This window comes from Cupriavidus sp. 01T418, assembly GCF_056398885.1.
Genome location: NZ_JBFTQG010000003.1, coordinates 369,687 through 396,151, shown reverse-complemented (window position 1 = coordinate 396,151; position 26,465 = coordinate 369,687). Strand labels below are relative to the sequence as shown.

Below are 26,465 nucleotides of genomic sequence, written 5' to 3'. Positions count from 1 at the left end.
GGCCCCGGGGCACCCCTGCGTAAGCAGCGTCATGTGGCAGATTCTATCGCCACGCTGCGATTGGAGCTCGCTGCCGCACTGCTTGCCCGCCTTGAACGGTGCCCGTGCTGCGGTCGGAAAACCGAGTAGTTGTTAACACAGTAGTACTATCCGGGGAACAAGGCGGGGAACAACGCCCGCGTCACTGGCCTGGCGTCGAGCATGGCCGACACGGCGGCAAATTGCCCATCCAGGCGCGAGGCAATCCAATACAGGTCGGCGGCCTCGTTCCGCTGCCAGAGACCCGAATACCCTTTCACCTGCGCGGCGGCACGCCTGGCATCGAACTTGACGGTGCTATGCACGAATTCCTCATGCTGCCGTGCGCCCCGCGCGTAAGGCGCGAGCCACTGCAACGCAAGCGGCAGCCTGCCGCGAATCTCGGGCGCGCCATACCAGTCGTCGCCGTGCGCGGCGGCCATCGAAGCCGCCATCAGGAGTGGCTCCAGGTCGTACACAACGTAGTGCATGGCGTCGCGCTGCGTGAAATCGTAAGTGCTGCCGTCGTCCCGCACATTGCGCTGCACATGGGCGACGAAGGCCGCGCGCGCGGCATCCACCCACCTGGCATCGGCGCTCAGGTAGGCGCCGGCAGTCGCAAGCTTCACCCGATGGCTTTGCCAGTTGTTCAGCAGCGTGCTGTCGTCGCCCACGCGCCGCGCGGCCCCCAGATACGCCTGCGCCACTTGGCCGCCAAAGCCGGAGATGCGATCGGCGATTGCCGGCGCCAGGCGGTCTTCCAGCAAATCCAGCGCAATCAGTAACTGCGCGAGATCGGCCTCGTCGACCGGGTTGGCCGATGACCGATAAGCGGGCAACCAGGCGCCGACATAGGCGCAGGCCTTCTCCGCATACGCTGCGTGGCCGGAGATCCGGAAGGCCAGCGCCTGCTTCAGCGTCTGCCGCCAGTCCTCCTGGGCCTGTACGCTGGCGTCGCGCTCCCCCTCGTGGGGCAGCAAGCCCTGCGTATGAACGACAGGCCGCGCATGCATGCCGCGCGCGAGTCCCGCGTCGGCCTCGGCGATCAGTTGCGAGGCCACGCCGGAAGGGACCAATGCCGCCAGTTCCAGCGCTCGCGGCGGCGCGATCAGTGCATAGCCGCGAGCCGTATTGCCCGGCTGGCCCGGCTGGCCCATTGCCATGCCGGCCGCCCAGGTCTCACCGAACGCACCGCCGATCAACGCCAACGGCGCGGCGACCGCGCCGCGCAACAATCGGCGGCGGCGCTCCAGGCACAGCGCATCGTGGCGACTCACAGCGCCCCCGCGTATTCCGGCTCAGGGAGCCCCTGCACGCCCGGACGAACGGCGAAGACATGGCCGTCGTTGTCATTGGCGCCAGTGGGAGGACGAATCGAGGTCACGAACAAAGTACCGAGATCGCGATCCCCGAAGGCACACATCGACGGCTTCGCCGCCGGTAGGGGAATCATCCGATCGAGCTTTCCTTGCGGCGTGAAACGCAACAAGGCACTTCCATCGTTGGCGCAAGTCCAGTAGCAACCGTCCGCGTCGACAGCCGCGCCGTCCGGCCGCCCGACGTAATAATACAAATCGGCGAAAAGACGGCGGCGGCTTGGCTCGCCTGTCTCGATGTCGTAGTCGAAGGCCCAGATCAGGCGCCTTGAAGGGTGCGAGTCGGACAGGTACATGGTCCTGCCATCCGGCGACCATGCCAGTCCGTTCTGCACAATCAGCTCGCCGACCACGGGTCCCGACAAGCCGCGCTGCGCGTCGAAGCGGAACAGCGTGCCCACGGGACTGGCCGCCCCCATGTCCATCATCATGGTTCCCGACCAGAACCGGCCCTGCCGGTCGCACCGTCCGTCGTTGAACCGCATGTTTTGCGTGGGGAACACGGGCGCGGCGAGTTTGCGCACGGAAGCGGGAACCGCCTCGCCAGGCGATGCGGGCTGCGGCAGTGCCACGGAAAACAGCCCGGTCTCCAAACCGGCCAGTACGCCGCCATGGCGGCCGAAGGCGATGCAGGCCACCTTCTCCGGCAGCAGCCATTCCGCCCGCGCACCGCTCTCGAGGTGCTGGCGAACGATCCTTTGCGCTGGGATGTCGACCCAGTAGAGCGCGCCTTCCGCGCCACGCCAGACCGGGCTTTCCCCGACCGATGCGGGTGCCTGCCCAACGTCCACGCGCTCGGCGCGCAAGCTCGAAGCCGGATACGTCATTTCGGCTCCATCGGACCGGCGAGGACGAATGGCCCCCCCTGGAACGCCTGGGTCGGATCGTCGCGATCAGCCGTCGGCGCGCTGGCCGGAAACAAATGCTCGAATTGTACCGAGCTGTCCTGCGGACGAAAGCCGAGAAATCCGGCCTTGGTATTGTCCGCCCATTTGACGCGGTTGTCCGACACGCCATAGACAATGGCGTGACCCACCCGATTGGTGAACAGCGAACAACGCACGAGTTCGATGAAATCCCGATAGCTCAGGTAGGTAACGAGCATGCGCGGGTTCTTCGGCGCTTCAAATGACGAGCCGATACGCAGGCACACCGTCTCGAGCCCGAAGCGATCGAAATAGTAGCGCGACAAGGCTTCGCCAAAGCACTTGGTCACCCCGTACAGGCAATCGGGCCGCAGCGGCGCGTCGGTATCGAGCACGGACGTCACCGGCTGAAAGCCGACCGCATGGTTCGAGCTGGCATACACGACGCGCTTGACGCCGTGCTTTTGTGCAGCCGAATACAGGTTGTAGAGACCGCGGATATTGCTTTCGAGCAAATCGTCGAATGGCGCCTCGACGGAAATGCCGCCGAGGTGCACCACCGCGTCCACCCCTTCCAGCAGCCTGTGCACCGCGTCGCGGTCCGACAGATCCACGACCGCGCCCTCTTCATGCGGGGCCATGCCGCCCAGCGGCGCAATATCGCTCACCCGGACGATATCGGCCCACCCCGCAAGCGCTCCCCGCAGCTGCTTTCCGAGATTGCCAGCCGCCCCGGTCAGCAGTAGCCGCCGGAACGGCTTGTGCTGCACCGCCGTGCGGTCCTTGATGCTATCTTCGCCCATGCTCCCTGGCTCCTTGATGTTGATGGGTGCCGGCCCGCTTCAACCCTGCAGCGGTTCCGCCGCGCGGCGGGCCGGCAACCGTACTTTAAAAACTAGAACGAATGGCGGATGCCAATGCCCGCGCCAAGCGGCGAGCCGCCCGGCGCCCGGCTCCCGACAGAGGTGACCACCGGACCGGTGTCGTAGTCATAGGTACCGAACGAGCTGTTGCGGATCCGGCTGACGTAGGCTTGCAACATGGTCCGCGCCGACAGCCAGTAGTGGTAGGCAAATACCATTTGCTGTGCCCCCGTATGCGGCTTCTGGGCGGCGGAGCACTGCCCGGACAGCGCGGCGCCCGAACAGCTTAGCGGACGAGCCGCGGAGTAGCTGAAGATAAAATCCTGCGGACCGATCTTCTGCATGATGGCAATGCTGAAGGCATCGCGATAGGTCTCGCCGCCACCGGCCGCACTGCCCGCGCCGAAGACGCCCTTCGAGCCCAGGCGGTCCCAGCCCACGGAGAAGCTCGTCGCGCCAAACGAAAACGGACGCGTTTCGTAGCGCAGCGCCAGGCGATGCTCATAGTCGTTCGAATAGCCGGCCGCGGCGACACCAAGGCCTGCGCTGGCGGCTCCGGACAAGCCTGCGCCAGCGCCGAGCAAAGCCTGCCCGCGGCGCGACTCGTAGGCATACGCGGCATAGATCTGGCCTCCCGCATATTGCGTACCGAATCCGTATGCGTACATGCCGTTCAGCGGGGCACCGCCCGATCCTGAAACGCTGCTGTTGGAGGGCGGCGTGCTGCCCTCGCCTGGCGAGTACACCATTTGTGCGGTGAGCCCCCCGAAATCGGGCGTGCTGTACTGGATGGAGTTCGCCAGGCGCGCGTTCAGATTGGTCTGCGTGCCGTTCAGTGTCGTCATCACACCGATATTGTTGGCTATCGACGTGCTGCCGGGGATGAAGTTGAGCTTTCCGCCCAAGGCGCGCATGGGCGAGGTCAACAAGCCAAGTTGCAGCAAGCCGAGATTGTTGCTCGACAGCCCGACGTACTGGTCGCGGCCACTCGGGCCCGAACCGGTATCGACGTTGAACCCATACTCGATCTGGAAAATGGCGGCCAGGCCGTTCCCCAGGTCTTCCTTGCCCCGCATGCCCCATAGCGAACTGTTGCTGTTCTCGCGGCCTGTCGTTGGCACATTGGCCCCCGCCTTGTTGGAGCTGGTGGTCCGTACCGCTTCCACCGTCGCGTCGATGACGCCATACAGCGTTACCGAACCCTGGGCGTGCGCGTGAACGGATGCGCACGCCATCGCGGCGATGCAGGCAAATTTCAACTTCGTGCTCATTTCATTTTCCTCCTCTTAACCTTCTTTTCTCGTTTTGATTTTTTCGGCCGCGCGGGCGCCTTCCCGTGCGACCTTGGGAAGCCGGGCATTAACCGAGACGCAGCTCGGAATGGCGGTCAAACAAATGCAGGCTCGCGGAAGGAATCTGCAAGCGGATCCGCGCGCCTTTCTTCAAGCCATATGCATCCCGGTCCCGCCCCGTCGCCGCCAGCGTCCCGACAGGGGTATCGCAAACCAGCAAGGTTTCCGCCCCGTAGAACTCGCCGCTCTTCACGTGCCCGGGCAAGCACAACTCGGCCTGCGCCTGGTCCTGCGCAGCGCCCACCCGGATATGCTCGGGGCGCACGCCACAGACAACCTCCTGCCCGTCCTTGACCGGCGGACGGCTCGCCAGCGGGACCTCGTAACCGTCCGCGCAGCGGATCGTCGTGCGCTCGCCGCGCACCTGCGCCACGCCTTCGAAAAAGTTGATCGCCGGCGAACCGATGAACTGGGCGACGAAGCGGTTCGCCGGCCGGTCGTAGAGCTCGGCCGGCGTACCGACCTGTTCGACGCTTCCGTCCCGCAGCACCACGATGCGGTCCGCCAGCGTCATGGCCTCGACCTGGTCGTGCGTGACGTAGACACACGTCGTGCGCATCCGCTCGTACATCTCGCGGATCTCGCCGCGCACGCGATGTCTCAACGCGGCATCGAGGTTGGACAGGGGTTCGTCGAACAGGAACACCGAGGGCTTGCGCACGATCGCGCGACCCATGGCCACACGCTGCCGCTGGCCGCCGGAAAGCTGACGCGGATACCGGTCGAGCAGCTTGTCGAGCGCAAGCGAAGACGCAATCTCGTTCACCACGCGATCGATCTCCGCCTTCGGCCGCTTGGCGAGCTTGAGACTGAAACCCATGTTCTCCCGCACGGTCAGCTGGGGATAGAGCGCGTAGCTCTGGAACACCATCGCGATATCGCGGTCCTTCGGGTGCAGCTGCGTGACGTCGTGCGCGCCGATCCTGACGGCGCCGCCGGTGACCTCTTCGAGACCGGCAATGATGCGAAGCAGTGTCGATTTGCCGGACCCGCTCGGGCCGACCAGTACGCAGAACTCGCCGTCGCGAATCTCCACGGAGACGTTCTTGATAATGTGCAGATCGCCAAAACGCTTGTCGATCGCATTCAATGTCACGGAAGCCATGCGCTTCACTCCTGGTGTCGGGTACGCAAGTTCAGCCCTTCAGCGCGCCGGCCGTCAGGCCGCGCTGGAAGTGCTTCTGAAGGCCGAGGTAGAGCAGGATGCTCGGAATCATTGCCAGCAGCGTGACGGCAATGAAGACGTTCGGCGAGATGTGTTCGTCGGTGCGCAGCGAGGCGAGAATCACCGGGAGCGTGTAGAGGGTCTCGCGGTTCACCACGATGAGCGGCAAGAGGTACTGGTCCCAGATCATCAGGAAGCCGAAGATCGCGGTGACACCCAGCGCTGGCTTGACCAGCGGCAAGACCACCCTGAAGAAGATCTGCCACTCGCTGGCGCCGTCGATGCGCGCCGCCTCTTCCAGCTCCAGCGGCACGGCCTTCATGAACTCGGTCAGCACGAAGATCGAAAACGCCCACCCGGCAACGGGCAGGATCATGCCGAGATACGAGTTGAGCAGGCTGACATGCACCACCGGCAGCTTGCCAAGCACCAGGTAGAGCGGAATCGCGATCACCTCTTCGGGCAGCATCATGGTCGAAAGGAAGAGCAGGCTGACCATGCCGGCCCCGGCGAACTTCTTGCGCGCCAGCGCGTAGGCCGCCAGCGCGCTGACCGAGATCTGCAGTGCCAGGGCGGCAACCACCACCACGCAGGAATTCAGCAGGTAGCGCCAGGTGCCGACATCGCTCCATGCGTAGACAAGATGCTTGAGCGACGGATGCGACGGCCAGAACTGCATCTGCCCGGGCTGGACCGTCTGCGCGCTGAACGCCGTCGCCACCATCGCCCAGTACGGGCCGGCGAACACGGCGATGACCGCCGCATAGAGGAGCCATCGGCCCGCAGTCGCCGCAATGGCGGCAAAGCCGTAGCGCGGAGTCGCGACATCCATGGCGGGGGCATGCCCCGATAGCGTCTGTTTGGTGTTCATTGCGCTTTGCTCCGTTGCCGCAATACCAGATAGGTGACGGTCGTGACCGCGGTGAACAGGAACAGCAGGCACGACACCGCCGATGCATAGCCGTAGTCGAACTGCACGAAGCCTGCCTTGTAGACGTAGGTCATCACGACCTCGGTCGCACCGCCCGGCCCGCCCCCCGTGCTCGAGTACACCTCGGTGAACACGCGCACGCCGCGGATAAAGCCGAGCACGCCCACGATCACCAGGGTGTGGCGCATTGCCGGAAGCGTCACGTACCAGAGGCGCTGGTGCCAGCGTGCGCCGTCCACCGCCGCGGCGTCGCACAGCTCCCGGTTGACCCCGGTGAGCCCGGCTATGAAGATCATCATGTCGTAGGGCACCGTCTTCCAGATCTGCATGGCGATCAGCGAACCCAACGCCTGGTCGGGATCGGAGAAGAAGCCGGCCGGCGCGGCGCCAAGCCAGCCAAGCACGATGTTGCCGATGCCCTGCGGCGTCGGCGCCAGCATGATCTGCCAGATCTGCGCGACCACCGCGGCGCTGGTCACCGCAGGCAGGAACATGGCCGTGCGGATGATGCGCAGATGCCGTGCCGGGCCTTCGAGCGCCAGCGCAAGACCGAAGGCGACGATCGCCGACACGATGACCGAGACCGAGACATACACGGCGGTCTGTATCACTGCCGCGTGCAGGTCGCTATCGGCGAAGGCGCGGCGGAAATTGTCGAGCCCCACCCATTCCCATTCCGAACCGAACTGAACCTGGTAGAAGCTCATTTCGAGCCCGCGCAGCATCGGCACGAACTTGAACGTGACAAAGAGTGCGAGCGCCGGCAACAGAAAGAGCCATGGCGCGATAGCGTTGGACGTCGCCAGGCCGCGAGCGTTGCGTTTCATGATGTGATCTCCGGGTGGATGAAACGCGCTCAGTTGGCGGCAACGCGTTGGCGCGCCAGTTCCTGATTGACCTTCCTGTTCAGGTCCTTGAGGCCCACGTCGATATCGCTGCCGCAGTTGGCGAGGATGCGGTTGAGGCCGTCCGCGGTCACCTGGCGCAAGCTCATCCAATCCGGAATGGCGGGCGCGTAGTGCGCGTTCTTCTCGTAGACGCTTTCGACCGTCTGCCAGCGCGGGTCGTTATAGACCTTGCCGGGGTCGACGTTCTTGTTCACCGGCAGGCGCACCACCGGAAAACCGCCCGGATGCATGCCCAGCCGTTGCCCGTCCGGCGATGTCAGGAAGGTGATGAAGGACAGCGCCGCCGCCTTGTTGGCGGTGCGCGTGACATAGGCCAGCTCGCCTTCGCCCAGGCTGTCAGCCTTGCCGGCCGGGCCAGGCGGGGGCGCGATGACCTCGACCTTGCCGCGGCCAGGTTCCTGGTCGACCACGGCAATGTGGTAAGGCCCGCTGAAGAAGATGCCGGTCTGCCCGGAGCGGAAACTCGCGATGGCGTCGGCCGTGCTGGCGTTGATCGCGCCCGGCTGCGTCACCTTGTCCGTGCACATCATCTGGCGGAAAAAGCCGACGGTCTTCGCGGCGGCGGGCTCGTCCAGGGCCCCTCGGAATTTCCCGTTTCCCTCGGGTCGAATGAAGTCGCCGCCTGCCTGCCACAGGAAGCTGCTGATAAACCAGGTGGTATAGCCGCGCGTTGCCGACGCGGGGAATGCAAAGCCGTAGACCTGCTTGCCCGGACCGGCCGGCTGCCGCGTGGTGAAGGCCTTCGCAAGCGCGGCGATGTCGTCCCAGGATTTCGGCACGGGCAATCCGAGCTTTTCCCGCCAGTCCTTGCGGATGAAGAATACGAACGACTGGACCGAGACGGGTACCGCGTAGTACTTCCCGTTGTAGCCTTGTGCGCCTTGCCACGCACGCTCCTGGATATCGGCCGCGCCTGCCAGGCTGCCCCGGTCGATCTCGGTCGCGACGCCGGTCTTCATCATCAGGCCCAGCGACGAACTATCGTTGATGATGACGTCGGGCAAGTCGTTGCCCGCGATCGCGCGCGACAGACGCTGCTCGTAGTCGGTCATCGCGTTGAAGTATTCGACCTTGATGCCGGTCTTCTTCGTGAACGCGGCGGCAATGCTGTCGTAGGTCGCGCGGGCGTCCGGGTTCGAACGGGTCCAGATGCGCAGGGTCGTGTCCGCGTGCGCCGACGCCGCGAAGCCGGACAGTGCGATGCACAGCGCCCCGGCCAGCGCCGGTCGCGCGAGAGGCGAGTGCCGCGCTTTGTTGTTAATGTTGTTGTTGCTGCCGTTCATATTGTCTCCTGATCTTGTCGTCGTCACGGCGTCCGATGCGTCCGGCGCCGTAATCGCTTCCTGGTCGTCACCGCGAGGCGCGCGGGCCCCGCGATGTACTCATTTCGCCGGCATCCGCAACTGGGCCAGCAAGCCACCATCGACAGGCAACACGTGGCCTGTGATGAACGACGCCGCGTCGGAGGCCAGGAACAGCACCGGCAGCGCCGCCTCCTCGGTCAATCCGTGACGCGGCAGCGGCAAGCCGCGTGCGGCTTCCGGGTCCACGTCCGGCGTATGCGAATGCGGAATCTGCGCAGGGGCAATGGCATTGACCCGGATGCCGTGGCGACCGAAGTCGACCGCCAGGCAGCGCGTCAACGCGTCGACACCGCCCTTGCTGACGTCGTAGAGGGCGTTGTTTCGATGCGCGCGCTGGGCGCCCGGCGACGAAACATTGACCACCACGCCCTCGTGCCCGCGGGCCACCCATGACCGGATCACGTCCAGGCTGAGGGCATACATCGACCGCAGGTTCACCGCGACGATCTCATCGAAATCCTCGAGGGTGGTTTCCCCCGTGGGCTTCCTGGTCTGGGTCATGCCGGCGTTGTTGACGAGCACATCGATGCCGCCTTGCCGCGCCGCGCGCTCGACGATCTCGCGTCGATGCGCCCCATCCATCATGTCGCCGACAACGATGTCGCAGCRCTCGCCCAAGGCTTCGCTCAGCGAGAGGAGCGCATCGCGGTTGCGGCCGGTGGCAACCACATATGCGCCCGCTCGATGGAATTGCTTCGCGATCGCGGAACCAATCGCGCCGCTTGCGCCTGTCACTACTGCCAACTTGCCGTGGAAATCGAACTGGGTCTGCATATTGAAAAAGCGATCAGGCTTCCAAAGAAAAACGTTTTCCCGAATATATTCACGAAGAACAGGCAAGTCAATCGTTTTCCTGATCTGACGCACCCGGGGAAACACCAATCCGCAACACGAGCGCCTTTCACGACGCATGAGCCTTACCCCCGGAATGTCTACGCTGTGTTCCGCTGCTAATTCGCGCGAAAAATCGAGTTAAAGGCATAAATTATCGAGCCAATCGGATTGCCGTGGCTTTTAGCTAACTTGCTGAAGGAATCGGAAACACGTTCACGATCCGGGCCCCTGCCCGGGTTTACGGCCTCGATTTTTTTGGATAGCATTGGAAAACGTTATTCTTAACGAGGAAAGCGCAGAGGCCTCGCGTCACAGACGCAACCCACCCGGCAGAGAGATCCGCCCAATGCCGCCCTTGCAAGACAACAGGAATTCGTAGATGAAAATCGCCACCGTCCGCGTCACGCCCATCGCCATCAGCGATCCCCCCCTGCTCAATGCAAGCGGGGTTCATGAGCCGTACGCCCTGCGCGCCATCATCGAGGTGGAAACGGACAACGGACTGGTCGGGCTGGGGGAGACATACGGGGACAAACCTGTGCTCGATGGACTGCTGCGCGTGAAGGACCTGCTCATCGGGTTAGGCCCGTTTGACCTGAACGGCCTTTGGCAGCGCGTCCTTTCCGCCGCAGCGCCCACCTCGGCAGGCATCGAGCTCGACGTTGCGCCGGGCTCGCAGGCGAGCAAGGCGGATCGCAAGGTGTTTGGCGCGTTCGAAGTCGCGCTGCTGGATCTCCAGGGACGCGCGCTCGGGCTCCCGGTGCACGCGCTTCTGGGAGGCGCATTGCGGCGGCAGGTCCCGTTCTCCGCCTACCTGTTCTTCAAGTTCGCCAGCGACATCGATCCGGCCTATAAGGCAGACTCCTGGGGACCCGCCCTGGATGCCACGCAGCTTGTCGCGCAGGCGCGCGCCATGATCGACCGCTATGGCTTCGGCAGCATCAAGCTGAAGGCGGGCGCACTGGAGCCGGACCATGAAGTCGAATGCCTGAAGGCGCTGAAGCGGGCTTTCCCCAACCACCCGCTGCGCATCGACCCGAATGCGAACTGGTCGCTCGACACCGCGATCCGCATGGCCGAGCGGCTGCAAGGCGACCTGGAATACTATGAGGACCCGACGCCGGGGCTGGAGGGCATGTCCGCCCTGCATCGGGCTACCGGCCTGCCGCTGGCGACCAACATGGTGGTCACCGACATGGAGGAGTTCCGCCGCAACGCGACGCTGAACGGCGCGCAGATCGTGCTGTCCGACCATCACTACTGGGGCGGCTTGCGCGCGACGCAGGTCCTGGCAACGATGTGCGACACGTTTGGGCTTGGCCTGTCGATGCATTCGAATTCCCACCTGGGCATCAGCCTGATGGCGATGTCGCATCTCGCGGCCGCCGTGCCCAACCTCACCTACGCCTGCGATACGCATTACCCGTGGCAGGACGATGAAGTGCTGAAAGGCGGCAAGATCCCGATCCGGAACGGCTGCGTCACGGTCACCGACGCGCCGGGGCTCGGCGTCGAACTCGACCACGACGCGCTGGGCGCGCTTCACGAGCAGTACCTGCGCTGCGGCATCACGAATCGCGACGACGTGTCGCAAATGCGCAAGTTCCGGCCCGACTGGACGCGCAAGAAGCCTCGCTTCTGATGCGTGCCTTCGCATGCACGTGACACCTCGCCTGCCATGAGCACTTCGACGGCGATCACGCTGCGGGCTGGCGGCATCGAGGCCGAGTTGCATCCGGCACCGGCCGGCACCTTGCGCTATCGTGCCCTGAAGCGGGATACACGGTGGTCCATCACCGGGCCGGCGAAGGGTTCCTCTGCATCGAGCCATGCACGCATCAGGCGGGCAGCCTGGACCCGGCAGCAAACGCGGCTCGCCCTGGCGAGCCGGTCGCGCTAACCATGCGGCTCGACCTCGGGTAATGCAATGCCGCCAGGGGCCCGTCCGCAGAGCGTCTCGCCCATGGGCCGGATCCGGCCGGAGACGTTTTCGACATATAATTCCGCACCCGGCCCCGACTGCATCCAGCCCATGCGCGGCCGGGGCACAGGGATCCGCCGAGGCGCAGCCCGTGAGAGCGTTGCACCTCGGCCGGAGCAGGCTCACACATGGTAAAAGGCAAATGCCTCACCGATGAAAAAGAATTCTCCGACGATTCGTGACGTAGCCGCGGCAGCCGGAGTCTCGGTTGGCACCGTCTCGAAGTTCATGAACGAGACGCAGCGCTTTTCCGCGCCGGTGGAAGCCAAGCTGAAGGCCGCCATCGAGGCGCTCGGCTATCGCTCCAATCCGCTGGCGCGCTCCATGATCACGGGCAAGACGCGCACCATCGGCCTTGCCATCCTCGACATCCGCAATCCGCATTTCACGAACATCGTCAAAGGCGCGAACCGGATCGCCCTGCAGAACGACTACACGCTGCTGCTGGTCGACACCGAAGAGAGCCAGGAACGCGAGCGGCAACTGCTCGAAGCCCTTGCGCAGCGCGTCGATGGGATGATCGTCAGCTCCCGCATGCCGGAGGACTCCGTGCAATGGATGCTGGAACTCAACAAGCCGGTCGTGCTGTTTGGACGTCACCAGCATCTCCCGATCCCGAGCGTCGGCACGGACAGCTACCTCGCGGCATACATGCTCGCCCGTCATCTGCTCAACGAAGGGCATCGGCACGTGGCATACCTCGGCTTTGGCCAGTCGCGCTGGAACGCCGAGCGGATTCGCGGTGTCGCCGACTGCCTCAGGGAAGAAGGCCTGGAGCTCGACATCTACGATGCGCTTGCGCCATCGGCCCAGGCCGGCGAGCGTACTTGCTCGGCCATCATGCTAGGCCCGAAGCGTCCGCAAGCCGTGATTTGCTACAACGATCTCATCGCGCTCGGCTTCATGAAGGAGGCACGCACGCTCGGATTCAAGCTGCCCCAGGATGTGTCGATCGCCGGCTTCGACAACGTGCCCTACGGCGAATATGCCTCGCCGGCACTTACCACCATGGATCTCCAGAGCGAGCGGATGGGTGAGCTGGCCATGCTGAAGCTGCTGGACGCACTGGACGGCAAGGAGGACCGCGAGTATTCGCTGCTCGAGCCCCGCCTGATTGTTCGCGAGTCGACCCAGCGCCGCGCCGATGCGGTCGCGCCCGGCACGCCCGGCGCAGCGCCAGCGCGCAAGCGGACCAAGGAATAGCACACACGGCCCGCCGGTCTGGTCCAGCCGTGTCGTGGCCGGGCGCGCGGGCTACAAAGCACTACCGCCCTAATCTGTTGGCTCGTCAGTGGCCTCGTCGCCGCGTTCGCAGGTTTCCGAGCGTGGCAAGCTACATCGGCGCGGCCTACTGGTTCACGGCTTCGACGTCGTTCGCCAACCCGCGCGGTGCTAAGCCGCATGTTCAGCAACAGCTTTGCCGGCATCGCACCGGTCAGTGCGCCGGGCTTCATGATTGCAGAATTGGCAGGCGCGGCGATCGGTTTGGCCCTCCACTCCGTCTTTGAACCGGGCAGACAACGTATCGGCCACCCCAGCGTCATCGAGTCCTCCGGAGAGCACGAGGAGATTTGCTAAGGCCAGCGTCCCGGCTACGTGGAGTTGAGCCGTTTTTTTTTTGGACGCGTGCCTTCTTCCGACGCCAGCGGCTGGCTTCGTTACGCTCCGAGTCGCGATCGTTTTCGACTTTTCCGTGTCACATGTTCGAATCGGCCAGTTGGGCCATGTCGGTCAACACACCTGGACCTCGTGGTAACGTTTCTCTCTCCACCAATCAATTTCGCGCCAGATCCATGGAACGGTTCACCATTTCGCTAGACGACGCCCTTGCCACCGAGTTTGACCACCTGATATCGGAGCGCGGGTATGGCAATCGGTCCGAAGCAGTGCGCGACATCCTGCGACGCCATCTGGATCACTGGCGCGAGTCGATTGATGCCGACGGCCCCTGTGTCGCCAACCTGTCCTATGTCTACAACCATCATGAGCGTGAGCTGGCGGAGCGGCTGACCCGCATCCAGCATGATCACCACGACCTCACCGTCTCGACCATGCATGCCCATCTTGATCACGAGCATTGCATCGAGACCGTTATCCTGAAGGGGCCGGCCAGTGCCGTCCGTAGGCTCGCCGATGCCATTAGCAGTGAGCGCGGTGTGCATCAGGGGCAACTGAACATGGTCATGACCGACGGCGATCCCACGCGCCTGGACTCGCTTGCGCATAGCCACGCGGGACACAACCACCACAACTGACCGATTCGAAGGGGTCTGGCTCCGCACCATGAAGGTGCGTACAGGATGGTATGAAGTTTGCGAGATTCTTCATACCATCCTATAAAGTAAAAATGAGCCAGTTTTCTCCTTCCCGCTGCGCGCCCGAGACGCGCTCAGGCGGTCCTGGACTTGGCCTTCTCGCGGCAGCGCTTGCCGCTGCACCTGCCACCAGCCTGGCCGGTGGCATGCAGCAGCCCCCACAGGAACTCCCTGCCGTAACGGTTCAGGCGACGCGTTCCGACGCCTCGACGGCCGATACCGCCGTCTCTGCAAGCCAGGGCTTCGTCAGCCAGGAGCAGCTCGCAAACCGGCCCTTGCTGCGTCCGGGCGAACTCCTGGAGACGGTCCCGGGACTGATCGTCACGCAGCACAGTGGCGACGGTAAGGCTAACCAGTATTTCCTGCGCGGGTTCAACCTCGATCACGGCACCGACCTGGCCACGACCGTTGCCGGGATGCCCGTCAACATGCGAACGCATGCGCATGGACAGGGCTATACCGACCTCAATTTCGTGATTCCCGAACTGGTCAGCGGCATTGCCTACAAGAAAGGCACGTACTTTGCCGAAGATGGAGACTTCTCGGCGGCGGGTGCGGTCAACATGAACTATGTGTCACGACTGCCTGCCGGTATTGCACAGATCGAGTTTGGTCAGCACGACTATCGTCGCGCGCTACTGGCCAATTCGCATCAGGTAGGCCCTGGCACTGCGCTCTTCGGCCTGGAATGGCTGCAGGAGAACGGTCCCTGGGTGATGCCCGAGGGGGTTCGCAAGCTCAACGGGGTGTTCCGGTATACGCTGCCACTTGGTGGCGGTGAGCGCGTGAGCGTTACCACAATGGGATACCGCAATAGCTGGGACGCAACGGACCAGGTGCCGCAGCGTGCGATCAACGAAGGCCTGATCTCGCGCTTCGGGTATATCGATCCCACGGATGGTGGCTACGCTTCCCGCTACAGCCTCAGCGCTGACTGGCTGCGGCCGCTGCAGTCCGGCCTGTTCACGGTGAACGGGTATGTCATCAAGAGCCGGCTCCAACTGTTTTCGAACTTCACCTATGCGCTGAACAACCCAGAGCGTGGCGACCAGTTCCAGCAGTTCGAGAATCGCGTCACGGCAGGCGTCAATGCATCACGGCTCTGGTTCGGCAAGCTCGGACAGCACGACTCGGAGACCGAGGTCGGCGCGCAACTTCGGTTTGACCGTCTGGATCCCATCACGCTGGCCAATTCGGAAGCGCGGCAGATCTACGAAACGGTACGGACCGACACGGTCAACGAGACCAGCGCCGCGCTGTACGTCCGCAATACGACCGAGTGGCTGCCTTGGCTGCGCACCATCGCTGGGCTGCGCGCGGATCAGTTCTGGTATGGCGTGTCGAGCGACAACCCCGCCAATTCCGGAAACGGCACCGACCACATCGTGAGTCCCAAGTTCAGCATTGTGATGTCGCCAGCCGACCAGACGGAAGTCTTTCTGAACTGGGGGCGCGGCTATCACAGCAACGATGTACGCGGTGCAACGACCACGATAGATCCGACCACCGGCGAGCGGACGCAAAAGGTCAGTGTACTGGTACCTGCAACCGGCTATGAGATCGGGGTCCGCACGAGACGCCTTGCGCCAGGCCTCCAGCTGTCTGCCTCGCTCTGGCAACTCGATATCGGCTCCGAGCTGGTTTTCTCTGGCGACAGCGGCACCACGGTGCCAAGCCGCCCCAGTCGCCGCAGAGGGATCGAGCTGGCCGGATACTACGCACCGCCCGATGGCCCGCTCGCTGGGTTGATCCTGGACGCCGATGCGGCATTCTCACGTGCTCGCTTTCGCGATCATGAGGACGTTGGCGACTACATCCCGGAGTCCATTCAGACCACAGCCTCGATGGCCGTTTCGTACAACACGGGACGATGGTCCGTCGGCGCGCGGGCGCGGTATTTCGGTCCGCGCCCGCTCATTGAAGACAACAGCGTGCGTTCAGCATCCTCGTTCCTGGTCAACCTGAAGGTGGGCTACCGCGTGCTGAAGGATGTCCGAGTCTTTGCGGAGGTTTTGAATGTGCTCGGCAAGCAGGTGAACGACATCGATTACTACTATGCGTCGCTCCTGAAAGGCGAGACATCTCCGGTGAATGCTGATGGCAACCCGACCGGGATCAACGATCACCATATCCATCCGGCCGAACCGAGAACTTTCCGGGTGGGTGTCCTTTGGAATTTCTAGCCTCAGGCCTGTTCCGTCTGTCCGCGCCGACTGAGCCAGGATGTTGACAGCAACAAGAAAGCAGAAACCCCCGCAGGGCGGGGGTCTCAGGGCGATACTTTACAACTTACTCTCAGGTGTAAGTCTAGAACGGAATATCGTCGTCCATGTCCTCAAACCCGTTCGACGGCGCCTGCTGCTGACGGCGCGCGCCGCCGCCCTGCTGGCCACCGGCCGCCGCCTGGCCGCCACCGCTGCGGGCACCGCCGCCGTAGCCACCACCGCCCGACGCTTCACGGCCACCGCCGTAACCGGCGCCACCACCGCCCATGTCGTCACCGCCACGATCAGCGCCGCCCATGCCCTGGCGCGAGCCCAGCATCTGCATCTGCTCGGCGACGATCTCGGTGCTGTACTTTTCCGCGCCCGACTGGTCGGTCCACTTGCGGGTGCGGATGCGGCCTTCGATATAGACCTGCGAGCCCTTGCGCAGATATTGGCCGGCGATCTCGGCCAGCTTGCCGAAGAAGGCGATGCGGTGCCACTCGGTGGCTTCCTTCATCTCGCCGCTGGTCTTGTCCTTGTAGCGATCGGTGGTCGCCAGGCGGATGTTGCTCACGGCGTCGCCGCTGGGCAGGTAGCGGGTTTCCGGGTCCGCGCCCAGGTTGCCGACGAGAATGACTTTGTTGATCGATGCCATGTGAATGTTCTCCCAGGGCCACGCCCTCTGCTGCAAGCGGCGTGGCGATGCCTTGACTGATGCGTAAACGAATAACGCGCCCCCGGCCAAGAAGTCGGGCGCGCGGTCATGCTAGTGCCTGTTTGGGGCAAAAAGCTTTACAAAGTGATGCAGACGCAATTCAGGACCGACCTCACGCCGCAGCAGTCCGGCCGGTACTTACCCGGGCCGGAGGTGGCTTCATACTCCAGGCAATTATAAGCCAGAGCATCAACAACACCGCGCAGCCTACAAATACAGCGCTTCGTCCCTCATGCTGGAGCAGCCAACCGCCTGCGGGCCCACCCAATGCCATGCCCAGCGCCTGCGTAGTGTTGTAGACGCCCAGCGCCGCACCACGAGAGGCGGCAGCGTAGCGAGATACCAGTGATGGCTGCATGGCCTCCAATAAATTAAAGGCAACAAAGAACAGCAACAATACGCCGGCGATGGCCCACAAGCCATGGACCGTTGCGAACAGCAACTGTACAGCAGTCATCAGCGCCACCGAACCGAGCAGCACAGGACGTATCTTTCCGTATCGCTCCGCGGCCATCATCGGCGCCAGCATCAGGACAAATGACACCAGCACTACCGGAAGATAAACCTTCCAATGCTGGTCAAGTGGCATACCCGCGTCCGTCAGCATGGCCGGCACCACCATAAACATGGCGACCTGGGAGACATGAAGCGCCAGGACACCGACATTAAGGCGAACCAGGTCGGGATTCATCAGCACAGCGCGAAATGGCAGCCGCACCGGATGCGGCGGCGGAGGCGCCGGGACCACGAACAACGTGACGAAGATTGCTAACAATCCAAACACGGACATCATTGCAAATATGCCGGGCATGCCAATGATATGCAGCAGCGGCGAGGCGATCACCAGCGACAACGCAAACGTCAACCCGATGCTGCCGCCTACCATGGCCATGGCCTTGGTGCGATGCTGCTCGCGGGTGAGATCCGCAATGCACGCAGTGATAGCCGCGGAGATGGCCCCCATCCCCTGCAGCGAACGGCCAATGATGATGCCTGTCAGGGTGTCGGAAAAGGCAGCCACCAGAGCGCCGACAGCAAACATCAACAGGCCGCCTACCATCACCGGCTTACGGCCCACCCGGTCGGACAGCCAGCCAAGCGGAATATGGAGAAAGGCCTGCATTAGCCCGTATATACCCATGCCAATGCCAACCCGGAGCCCGTCGTGGCCGTCCGGAAGGGTTCGCGCGTACTCCGCGAAGATTGGCAGGATCAGGAACAGGCCCAGCATGCGCAGTGCAAAGATGCTGGCCAGCGAGATACTGGCCCGCAATTCCATGCGGGTCATGCGGTCGCGCCCGGCAGCGGGCTGCACCTTGGAATCGTCGGCCTTGGCCGCATCTTGGGAGGAGCTATGGATCGACGACATTGCGATCGTGGGGAGTTTCTCTGACGGATTGCCGGCTCGTGCACCGCGCACGTACCGCATCACCCCAGTGCTGACGGGGCGGCGACAACTTCGATCCATGGCCGGAGCGGAAGTTGCGGCCCCTTCTGCCACCGTTGCGCCGGGCGCCAGCCAAGACGGAAGCATCCTTGCCAGACAACCTTGAGCAGCATGCCGGATCTGGGCATCGCTGGGTGCCATCTGATGGCCCATGCAACCCCCGGAAACCGAAGTTCGGTATATTAACAGGTTTGCTCCGCTGCGCTTTAGGGTCCGGAGCGGACGCCGCAAGCCCCGGCGCAGACCGGCACAGCCAGGCCAGAAGCCGGCTGCAGCCAAGCTGGCATGCTTTTTTCTTGAAGTTCCGTGAGACCCGGCCTGTCGACCTGACCGGCGGCCCCGCCTGGCGTAGACAATCGGTATATGGAAGAAATTAGAATCCGTGGTGCCCGTACCCACAACCTGAAAAACATCAATCTCGATCTGCCGCGCAACAAGCTGATCGTGATTACCGGGCTGTCCGGATCGGGCAAGTCCTCCCTTGCCTTTGACACCCTGTACGCGGAGGGCCAGCGCCGCTACGTGGAGTCGCTGTCGGCCTATGCGCGCCAGTTCCTGCAACTGATGGAAAAGCCCGACGTCGACCTGATCGAGGGGCTTTCGCCGGCGATCGCCATCGAACAGAAGGCAACCAGCCACAACCCGCGTTCGACCGTGGGCACGGTCACCGAGATCCACGACTACCTGCGCCTACTGTACGCCCGCGCCGGCACGCCTTACTGCCCCGACCACAACCTGCCCTTGCAGGCGCAAAGCGTCTCGCAGATGGTCGACGCCGCGCTGGCGCTGCCGGAAGACACCAAGCTGATGATCCTGGCGCCGGTGGTGGCCAACCGCAAGGGCGAGCATTCCGACCTGTTCGACACCATGCAGGCGCAGGGCTTCGTGCGTTTTCGCGTGCGTTCGGGGGGCGGCACCGCACATGAGGCGCCGGCGGTAGTCTACGAGGTGGAGGCGCTGCCCAAGCTGAAAAAGACCGAGAAACACTCCATCGAGGTGGTGGTGGATCGCGTCAAGGTGCGCCCCGATATCAAGCAGCGGCTGGCGGAATCGTTCGAGACCGCGCTGCGCCTGGCCGACGGCCGCGCCATCGCGCTGGAGCTGGACACCAACCAGGAGCATGGTTTCAGCTCCAAGTTCGCCTGCCCGATCTGCTCGTACTCGCTGCAGGAACTCGAGCCGCGCCTGTTCTCGTTCAACAACCCGATGGGCGCCTGCCCGACCTGCGACGGCCTGGGCCAGATCACCTTCTTCGATCCCAAGCGGGTGGTAGCCTTCCCCAACCTGTCGCTGGCCTCGGGCGCCATCAAGGGCTGGGACCGCCGCAACCAGTTCTACTTCCAGATGCTGCAGAGCCTGGCGGCCTACTACGACTTCGAGCTCGATACGGCTTTCGAGGACCTGCCGGCCGAGGTGCAGGAAGTCGTGCTGCACGGCTCCGGCGAGGTGGAGATCCCGTTCACCTATATGAACGAGCGCGGCCGCACCACGGTGCGCGAGCATGCCTTCGAGGGCATCATCCCCAACCTGGAGCGGCGCTATCGCGAGACCGATTCGATCGCCGTGCGCGAGGAACTGGCAAAGTACCAGAACAACCAGCCCTGCCCCGCCTGCCACGGCACCCGCCTGCGCACCGAGGCGCGCCACGTCAAGCTGGGCGAGAACGAGCAGGCGCGCGCCATCTACGAGATCAACGGCTGGCCGCTGCGCGACGCGCTGACGTATTTCCTCACGCTGGACATGCACGGCGCCAAGCGCGAGATTGCCGACAAGATCGTCAAGGAAATCAGCGCGCGCCTGAACTTCCTCAACAACGTGGGGCTGGATTACCTGTCGCTGGAGCGCAGTGCCGACACCCTGTCGGGCGGCGAGGCGCAGCGCATCCGGCTGGCGTCGCAGATCGGCTCGGGCCTGACCGGCGTGATGTATGTGCTGGACGAACCGTCGATCGGCCTGCATCAGCGCGACAACGACCGCCTGATCGGCACCCTCAAGCACCTGCGCGATATCGGCAACTCCGTGCTGGTGGTGGAGCACGACGAGGACATGATCCGCGCCTGCGACTACGTGGTCGACATCGGCCCGGGAGCCGGCGTACACGGCGGCATGATCGTGGCCGAGGGCACGCCGCAGCAGATCGAGCAGTCGGCCAACTCGCTCACCGGCCAGTACATGTCCGGCGCGCGCCGCATCGAGGTGCCCAGGGAGCGCGCCGCGCCCGACGAGGAAAAGCTGCTGCGCATCATCAATGCCACCGGCAACAACCTGCGCAACGTCAGCGCCGAGATCCCGGTGGGCCTGCTCACCTGCGTGACCGGCGTGTCCGGCTCGGGCAAGTCGACGCTGATCAACGACACGCTCTACCACGCGGTGGCGCGCCACCTGTACGGCTCCACCGCTGAGCCCGCGGCGCACGACCGCATCGACGGACTGGAGCATTTCGACAAGGTCATCAACGTCGACCAGAGCCCGATCGGCCGGACCCCGCGCTCCAACCCCGCCACGTACACCGGCCTGTTCACGCCGATCCGCGAGCTGTTCGCTGGCGTGCCGTCGGCCAAGGAGCGCGGCTACGATCCGGGCCGCTTCTCGTTCAACGTCAAGGGCGGGCGCTGCGAGGCCTGCCAGGGCGATGGCGTGATCAAGGTCGAGATGCACTTCCTGCCGGATGTGTACGTGCCCTGCGACGTCTGCCACGGCAAGCGCTACAACCGCGAAACGCTGGAGGTGCTCTACAAGGGCAAGAACATCCACGAAGTGCTCGACATGACGGTGGAGCAGGCGCATGAATTCTTCCTGGCGGTGCCGGTGGTCAGGCGCAAGCTGAAGACGCTGCTCGATGTCGGCCTGGGCTACATCCGCCTGGGCCAGTCCGCCACCACGCTGTCCGGCGGCGAGGCGCAGCGCGTGAAGCTGTCGCTGGAACTATCCAAGCGCGACACCGGCCGCACGCTCTACATCCTGGACGAGCCCACCACGGGCCTGCACTTCCACGATATCGAGCTGCTGCTCAAGGTCATCCACAAGCTGCGCGACCAGGGCAATACGGTGGTCATCATCGAGCACAACCTGGACGTGATCAAGACCGCCGACTGGCTGCTAGACATGGGCCCGGAAGGTGGTGCGGGTGGCGGCCAGGTCATCGCCAAGGGCACGCCGGAAGCCGTAGCAAGGAGCAAGGCCAGCTTCACCGGCAAGTACCTTGCGCCGCTGCTCGAGCGCCGCTGAGTGCGCGCCATGCGCCCGGGTGCCCGCCTGATCCTTTGCGCCTGGCAATGCGCGGCGCTGCTTGGCGGCGCCGCTGCCGCCAGCCCGGCCGCGGCGCAGGCGACCGTCACCCCGATCGACCTGGCCGCACCGCAGGCGCGCGCGCTGGACGAACCGGCAGCGCCGGCGGCATCCGCCCCACCCGCGCAAGCCGCCCGGCCGGCGGAGCCTGCCAGCGCGGCACAGGCGGCAGGCAAGACCGGCAGCGGGGTTCCTGGCACCGCGATCCTGACGACAGCCGGTGCGCTCCTGCTCGCGGGCATCGCGCTACTGCTCCGGCACATGCGGAGCAGGCGCCGCAACGACGGCTCATCGCCCGGCAAGTAGCCCCGCGCGGCTCCTTGCATTCGACCCCGCCCGGCCTACCATAGACTGCGAGAGGCCCTTGGCGCCCATCGGACGCGGATCAACGCAGGCCAACGCAGGAGCACGGCCATGGATCTCATCGTAGTACCGGTCACCAAGCCCGAGGCGATCAATTTCATCTTTGGACAATCGCATTTCATCAAGACCGTGGACGACATCCACGAGGCACTCGCCGGCGCGGTGCCGGGCATCCGCTTCGGCCTGGCGTTCTGCGAGGCCTCGGGCAAGCGCCTGGTGCGCTGGTCCGGCACCGACGATGCCATGATCGACCTTGCCTGCGAGAACGCGATGGCGATCGGCGCCGGCCACAGCTTCCTGCTCTTCCTGGGCGAAGGCTTTTATCCCGTCAATGTGCTGGCCACGGTGCGCGCGGTACCGGAGGTGTGCAGGATCTTCTGTGCCACGGCCAACCCGACCGAAGTGGTGGTGGCCCAGACCGCGCAGGGGCGCGCGGTGCTTGGCGTGGTCGATGGTGCTTCGCCGCTCGGGCTGGAAACCGAGATCGACATTGCCTGGCGGCGGGACCTGCTGCGGGAGATCGGCTACAAGCTGTAGCCCGTCGCGGGCAACGCCATGGGCGCATGGCCTGAATAGGCCGCAACACCGCGTCCCGCCTGGGATTGGCGGACCGCGGAAAATCCACGCTCAGGCGTTAATGCCCGTCGTCAATGCCCGTCAAAGCGGCAAACGGTGAACAGCGGCAGGCCGCTGTTGAGCAGGTGGCGCGAGCCGCCCAGTTCGGGCAGGTCGACGATGGCAGCGCCCTCCACCACCGTGGCACCCAGACGCTCCAGCAGCTTGCGGCCGGCCATCATGGTGCCGCCGGTCGCAATCAGGTCATCCACGAGCAGCACGCGGTCGCCGGGCTTGCAGGCATCGGCGTGGATTTCCACCGTGGCGCTGCCGTATTCGAGTTCGTATTCCTCGGCCACGGTCTGGAAGGGCAGCTTGCCCTTCTTGCGGATGGGCACGAAGCCAAGGTTCAGTTCGTAGGCCACGATGGCACCGAGGATAAAGCCGCGAGCGTCGATGCCTGCCACCATGTCGAGCCGGGCGTCCATGTAGCGGTGCACGAACACATCGATCAGCACGCGCAGGGACTTGGGATCCTGCAACAGCGGCGTGATGTCGCGGAACATGACGCCGGGCTGCGGCCAGTCCGGCACGGTACGGATGCGCTCGCGCAGGTAGTGGGTGACGTCGCCAAGGGCAGACGACTGGATGGTGGTGTTGGGCATGGGGACTCGTTCGGAAAGCCGGCCGGAGCGACGGAAACGACGGAAACGACGAAAGCGACGGCAACGGCAGGCTGAATGCGGTAATGGGTTACCACCCGGGCTGCCGCAAACGGCAACACAATGGGTGCAAGGCTCAGGCGGGCCGCACGCGTTCCGGCGCGGCTCCCGGCCTGACAACCGTAACCATACAGGAGACCGCGATGGCTAAAAAGATCTTGATGCTGGTCGGCGACTATGCCGAAGACTATGAAACCATGGTGCCGTTCCAGGCCTTGCAGATGGTGGGCCACACGGTCCACGCGGTGTGTCCGGACAAAGCGGCCGGCGCCAGTTGCCCAACCGCCATCCATGACTTCGAGGGCGACCAGACCTACAGCGAGAAGCGCGGGCACAACTTCGCGCTGAACGCGAGCTTTGCCGATATCGATCCGGCGGCCTATGACGGGCTGGTGATCCCAGGCGGCCGGGCGCCCGAATACCTGCGCCTGAACGAACGGGTACTGGAGATCGTGCGTCACTTCGCCAGCGCCAACAAACCGATTGCCGCGGTGTGCCACGGCGCCCAGTTGCTGGCCGCTGCCGGCGTACTGGAAGGCCGGACCTGCTCGGCCTATCCAGCCTGCGCGCCCGAAGTGCGCCTGGCGGGCGGCAAGTACGCCGATATCCCGGTCGACCAGGCATATACCGATGGCAATCTGGTGACCGCCCCGGCATGGCCTGCGCATCCCGCCTGGCTGGCACAGTTCCTTGCCGTCCTGGGCACCAGGATCGTACATTAGAGACTTCCGAACGCGGCCCGCGAGCAATCCTTCCCAGGCCGTCACGCACGGGAGTTTTCTATGTGTGAAATCTTCATCCGGGCCAACCCGCAGTCGTACGCGTGCCAGTCGCGCTCCTTGCGCTTGCACGGCGTGGCCACCAGCATCCGGCTGGAAAGCCTGTTCTGGGAAGTGCTCGAAGCGCTGGCACAGCGCGACGGCATGAGCGTTGGCCAACTGATCACCCGCCTGCACGACGAACTGACCGCCTACCGGGGCGAGGCGGCCAACTTCACGTCCTTCCTGCGCGTGTGCTGCCTGCGCTACCTGATGCTGCAAGGCGAGGGCCGCATTCCCGCCGATTCGCGCGTGCCGATCGGCTCGCTCGACGCGCGCGCCGTGCTCGACGGCCTGCCGCCGTCATGGGCGGAAGCGGCGCGCCCCGCCAGCCACGCGGCGGCGGCATAGGGCCGGATCAGCCGCCCAGCATGCGCTGTTCCGCTGCCTCCAGCGCCTCGGGCTGCCCGCGCAGCACCACGATGTCCCCTGGCTCCAGCACGGTTTCCGGCTGCGGATCGAAGGCGCGGATGCCGCGCCGGCGCACCGCCGTCACCTCCACCCCGATGCGATCCAGCCCGAGTGCGCCCAGGCGCCGGCCCACCGCCGTGGCGTCGGGGCCGAGCGAGACCGACTGCAGCCGCACCGACTCCCGCTCGACCAGATCCTCCTCGTCGTCGCGCCCGTGGAAATAGCCGCGCAGCAGGCTGTAGCGCGCATCGCGCGCCTGCTGCACGCCGCGCACCACGCGACGCATCGGCACGCCCAGCAGCACCAGCGCGTGCGACGCCAGCATCAGGCTGCCTTCGATGCTTTCCGGTACCACCTCGGTAGCGCCCGCCTTCTGCAGGATGTCGAGTTCCGAATCGTCCATGGTACGTACGATGACGGGCAGCGCCGGTTCCAGTTCCTGCACGTGGTGCAGCACCTTGAGGGCCGAGGGCGTGTTGTTGTAGGTGATGACCAGGGCAGCCGCCCGATGCAGGCCCGCCGCGATCAGCGCCTCGCGCCGGCCAGCGTCGCCGTACACTACGGTATCGCCGGCGCCGGCGGCCTCGCGCACGCGATCCGGGTCAAGGTCGAGCGCCACATAGGTGATGCCCTCCCGCTCCAGCATATGCGCCAGGTTCTGCCCGCTGCGGCCGAAGCCGCAGATGATGGCGTGCTTCTCGGTCTGCAGGCTTTGCGCCGCGATGCGCGTCATATTCAGCGACTGCATCAGCCATTCGTTGGCAGTAAAGCGCAGCACGATGGCATCGCTGTACTGGATCAGGAACGGCGCCGCCAGCATCGACAGCAGCATCGAGGCCAGGATGGCCTGGATCAGCACCGGATGGACCAGGTTCAGCCCGTCGATCTGGTTAAGCAGCACGAAACCGAACTCGCCGGCCTGCGCCAGCCCCAGGCCGGTGCGGATCGCCACCCCCTGGCGCGAGCCGAACAGGCGCGCCAGGCCGGAAATCAGCAGCAGCTTGAAGACAATCGGCACCACCAGCAGCCCCAGCACCAGCCACAGGTGATCGAGCACCACGTGGATATTGAGCAACATGCCGATGGTGACGAAGAACAGCCCCAGCAGCACGTCGCGGAAGGGCTTGATGTCCTCCTCCACCTGGTGGCGATACGGCGTCTCGGAGATCAGCATGCCGGCAATGAAAGCGCCCAGCGCCATCGACAGGCCCAGCCGTTCGGTCAGCGCCGCCATGCCCAGCGTGACCAGCAGCAGGTTGAGCATGAACAGCTCTTGCGAACGGCGTGCCGCCACGATGTGGAACCAGCGGCTCATCAGCCGCTGGCCGACGAAGAAGATCAGGCTCAGGGCCACCACGATCTTGACCGTGGCCAGCCCGAGCGCCATTGCCATGTCGCCGGGCTCGCGCGACAGCGCCGGGATCACGATCAGCAGCGGCACCACCGCCAGGTCCTGGAACAGCAGGATGCTGATGATGTTGCGCCCGTGCTCGCTTTCCAGCTCCAGGCGCTCCGACAGCATCTTGGACACGATCGCGGTGGACGACATGGCCAGCGCGCCGCCCAGCGCCACCGAAGCCTGCCAGGACAGCGGAAACAGCCAGTTGAACGCCCAGCTCGCCGGTATCACCGCCAGCAGCGACAGCACCACCTGCGAGCCGCCCATGCCGAAGACCAGCCGCTTCATGGCCTTCAGCTTGCCCAGGCTGAACTCCAGGCCGATCGAGAACATCAAAAAGACCACGCCGAACTCGGCCAGGTACTTGGTTTGCGCGGTATCGCTGGCCAGGCCAAGCGCGTGCGGCCCGATCAGGATGCCGACGACCAGGTACCCCAGCATCGGCGGCAGCTGGAGCATGCGAAAGGCGACCACGCCGAATACGGCGGCAGCCAGCAGCACAAGGGTCAGGTCCAGCGCAGAGTGCATCGGAAGGATCAGGGTACGCCGCCAACAGACCAGGGGGCA

The 26,465-nt window shown here is 64.6% G+C and carries 23 protein-coding genes and 1 pseudogene; 11 read left to right on the top strand and 13 right to left on the bottom strand.

Annotated features, from left to right (window positions below):
• Nucleotides 1-146: 146 nt before the first annotated feature.
• From AC1DQ3_RS06005 to AC1DQ3_RS05965, 9 genes are all read right to left on the bottom strand, one after another.
• On the bottom strand, nt 147-1,295 hold the full coding sequence (locus tag AC1DQ3_RS06005) for an alginate lyase family protein (protein ID WP_477119250.1): 1,149 nt from the start codon (nt 1,293-1,295) through the stop codon (nt 147-149).
• A complete protein-coding gene (locus AC1DQ3_RS06000) occupies nt 1,292-2,221 on the bottom strand; it encodes an SMP-30/gluconolactonase/LRE family protein (RefSeq protein WP_477119249.1) in 930 nt (309 codons plus the stop codon). Before AC1DQ3_RS06000 ends, AC1DQ3_RS06005 begins: the two co-directional genes overlap by 4 nt.
• Entirely contained in the window at nt 2,218-3,063 is an 846-nt protein-coding gene (locus AC1DQ3_RS05995) for an NAD-dependent epimerase/dehydratase family protein (protein WP_477119248.1), read from the bottom strand. Before AC1DQ3_RS05995 ends, AC1DQ3_RS06000 begins: the two co-directional genes overlap by 4 nt.
• Nucleotides 3,064-3,155: 92 nt before the next feature.
• Nucleotides 3,156-4,394, bottom strand: a complete 1,239-nt coding sequence (locus tag AC1DQ3_RS05990; protein WP_477119247.1) for a porin — start codon at nt 4,392-4,394, stop codon at nt 3,156-3,158.
• Nucleotides 4,395-4,482: 88 nt separating this feature from the next.
• Nucleotides 4,483-5,580 (bottom strand): ABC transporter ATP-binding protein, encoded by a 1,098-nt coding sequence (locus AC1DQ3_RS05985; protein ID WP_477119246.1) that lies wholly within the window; start codon nt 5,578-5,580, stop codon nt 4,483-4,485.
• Nucleotides 5,581-5,611: 31 nt separating this feature from the next.
• Nucleotides 5,612-6,511 (bottom strand): carbohydrate ABC transporter permease, encoded by a 900-nt coding sequence (locus AC1DQ3_RS05980; RefSeq protein ID WP_477119245.1) that lies wholly within the window; start codon nt 6,509-6,511, stop codon nt 5,612-5,614.
• A complete protein-coding gene (locus tag AC1DQ3_RS05975; protein ID WP_477119244.1) occupies nt 6,508-7,398 on the bottom strand; it encodes a carbohydrate ABC transporter permease in 891 nt (296 codons plus the stop codon). The genes AC1DQ3_RS05980 and AC1DQ3_RS05975 overlap by 4 nt, the downstream gene beginning before the upstream one ends.
• Nucleotides 7,399-7,427: 29 nt before the next feature.
• Nucleotides 7,428-8,762, bottom strand: a complete 1,335-nt coding sequence (locus tag AC1DQ3_RS05970; protein WP_477119243.1) for an ABC transporter substrate-binding protein — start codon at nt 8,760-8,762, stop codon at nt 7,428-7,430.
• Between the two features lie 99 nt (nt 8,763-8,861).
• A complete protein-coding gene (locus AC1DQ3_RS05965; RefSeq protein WP_477119242.1) occupies nt 8,862-9,710 on the bottom strand; it encodes an SDR family NAD(P)-dependent oxidoreductase in 849 nt (282 codons plus the stop codon).
• A gap of 346 nt (nt 9,711-10,056) precedes the next feature.
• On the opposite strand from AC1DQ3_RS05965, the gene AC1DQ3_RS05960 reads away from it, so the two are divergent.
• The 6 genes and pseudogenes from AC1DQ3_RS05960 (at nt 10,057) to AC1DQ3_RS05935 (ending at nt 16,156) form a co-directional block, all read left to right on the top strand.
• Nucleotides 10,057-11,319: a glucarate dehydratase family protein gene (locus AC1DQ3_RS05960; protein ID WP_477119241.1), complete on the top strand. Its 1,263-nt coding sequence runs from the start codon at nt 10,057-10,059 to the stop codon at nt 11,317-11,319.
• Nucleotides 11,320-11,355: 36 nt separating this feature from the next.
• Nucleotides 11,356-11,577: a hypothetical protein gene (locus AC1DQ3_RS05955; RefSeq protein ID WP_477119240.1), complete on the top strand. Its 222-nt coding sequence runs from the start codon at nt 11,356-11,358 to the stop codon at nt 11,575-11,577.
• Between the two features lie 234 nt (nt 11,578-11,811).
• Nucleotides 11,812-12,861, top strand: coding sequence for a LacI family DNA-binding transcriptional regulator (locus tag AC1DQ3_RS05950; RefSeq protein WP_477119239.1), 1,050 nt, complete (start codon nt 11,812-11,814; stop codon nt 12,859-12,861).
• A 122-nt stretch (nt 12,862-12,983) separates the two neighbouring features.
• Nucleotides 12,984-13,236: pseudogene (locus AC1DQ3_RS05945) on the top strand (aquaporin family protein); the annotation flags it as partial.
• A gap of 215 nt (nt 13,237-13,451) precedes the next feature.
• Nucleotides 13,452-13,913, top strand: coding sequence for a nickel-responsive transcriptional regulator NikR (nikR, locus tag AC1DQ3_RS05940; protein WP_477119238.1), 462 nt, complete (start codon nt 13,452-13,454; stop codon nt 13,911-13,913).
• Between the two features lie 206 nt (nt 13,914-14,119).
• Nucleotides 14,120-16,156: a TonB-dependent receptor gene (locus AC1DQ3_RS05935; protein ID WP_477119268.1), complete on the top strand. Its 2,037-nt coding sequence runs from the start codon at nt 14,120-14,122 to the stop codon at nt 16,154-16,156.
• Between the two features lie 124 nt (nt 16,157-16,280).
• Here AC1DQ3_RS05935 and AC1DQ3_RS05930 read toward each other — a convergent pair whose 3' ends face one another.
• Nucleotides 16,281-16,835, bottom strand: coding sequence for a single-stranded DNA-binding protein (locus AC1DQ3_RS05930; protein ID WP_477119237.1), 555 nt, complete (start codon nt 16,833-16,835; stop codon nt 16,281-16,283).
• A gap of 172 nt (nt 16,836-17,007) precedes the next feature.
• On the bottom strand, nt 17,008-18,264 hold the full coding sequence (locus AC1DQ3_RS05925) for an MFS transporter (protein WP_477119236.1): 1,257 nt from the start codon (nt 18,262-18,264) through the stop codon (nt 17,008-17,010).
• 441 nt (nt 18,265-18,705) lie between these two features.
• On the opposite strand from AC1DQ3_RS05925, the gene uvrA reads away from it, so the two are divergent.
• The 3 genes from uvrA to AC1DQ3_RS05910 all read left to right on the top strand — a co-directional run bounded on the left by uvrA (nt 18,706) and on the right by AC1DQ3_RS05910 (nt 22,530).
• On the top strand, nt 18,706-21,570 hold the full coding sequence (gene uvrA / locus AC1DQ3_RS05920) for an excinuclease ABC subunit UvrA (RefSeq protein WP_477119235.1): 2,865 nt from the start codon (nt 18,706-18,708) through the stop codon (nt 21,568-21,570).
• Between the two features lie 9 nt (nt 21,571-21,579).
• Nucleotides 21,580-21,936 (top strand): hypothetical protein, encoded by a 357-nt coding sequence (locus AC1DQ3_RS05915; RefSeq protein ID WP_477119234.1) that lies wholly within the window; start codon nt 21,580-21,582, stop codon nt 21,934-21,936.
• A gap of 108 nt (nt 21,937-22,044) precedes the next feature.
• Nucleotides 22,045-22,530: an adenosine-specific kinase gene (locus AC1DQ3_RS05910; RefSeq protein ID WP_477119233.1), complete on the top strand. Its 486-nt coding sequence runs from the start codon at nt 22,045-22,047 to the stop codon at nt 22,528-22,530.
• Between the two features lie 110 nt (nt 22,531-22,640).
• Here AC1DQ3_RS05910 and AC1DQ3_RS05905 read toward each other — a convergent pair whose 3' ends face one another.
• The gene (locus AC1DQ3_RS05905; RefSeq protein ID WP_477119232.1) at nt 22,641-23,213 is read right to left on the bottom strand and encodes an adenine phosphoribosyltransferase; all 573 of its coding nucleotides are present in this window, start codon (nt 23,211-23,213) and stop codon (nt 22,641-22,643) included.
• A gap of 200 nt (nt 23,214-23,413) precedes the next feature.
• Here AC1DQ3_RS05905 and AC1DQ3_RS05900 point away from each other — a divergent pair, with 200 nt between their 5' ends.
• Together AC1DQ3_RS05900 and AC1DQ3_RS05895 are read left to right on the top strand one after the other, a co-directional pair.
• Entirely contained in the window at nt 23,414-23,992 is a 579-nt protein-coding gene (locus AC1DQ3_RS05900; RefSeq protein WP_477119231.1) for a DJ-1/PfpI family protein, read from the top strand.
• 60 nt (nt 23,993-24,052) lie between these two features.
• Entirely contained in the window at nt 24,053-24,439 is a 387-nt protein-coding gene (locus AC1DQ3_RS05895; RefSeq protein WP_477119230.1) for a ribbon-helix-helix domain-containing protein, read from the top strand.
• A 7-nt stretch (nt 24,440-24,446) separates the two neighbouring features.
• Here AC1DQ3_RS05895 and AC1DQ3_RS05890 read toward each other — a convergent pair whose 3' ends face one another.
• A complete protein-coding gene (locus tag AC1DQ3_RS05890; protein ID WP_477119229.1) occupies nt 24,447-26,426 on the bottom strand; it encodes a monovalent cation:proton antiporter family protein in 1,980 nt (659 codons plus the stop codon).
• Between the last annotated feature and the right edge of the window lie 39 nt (nt 26,427-26,465).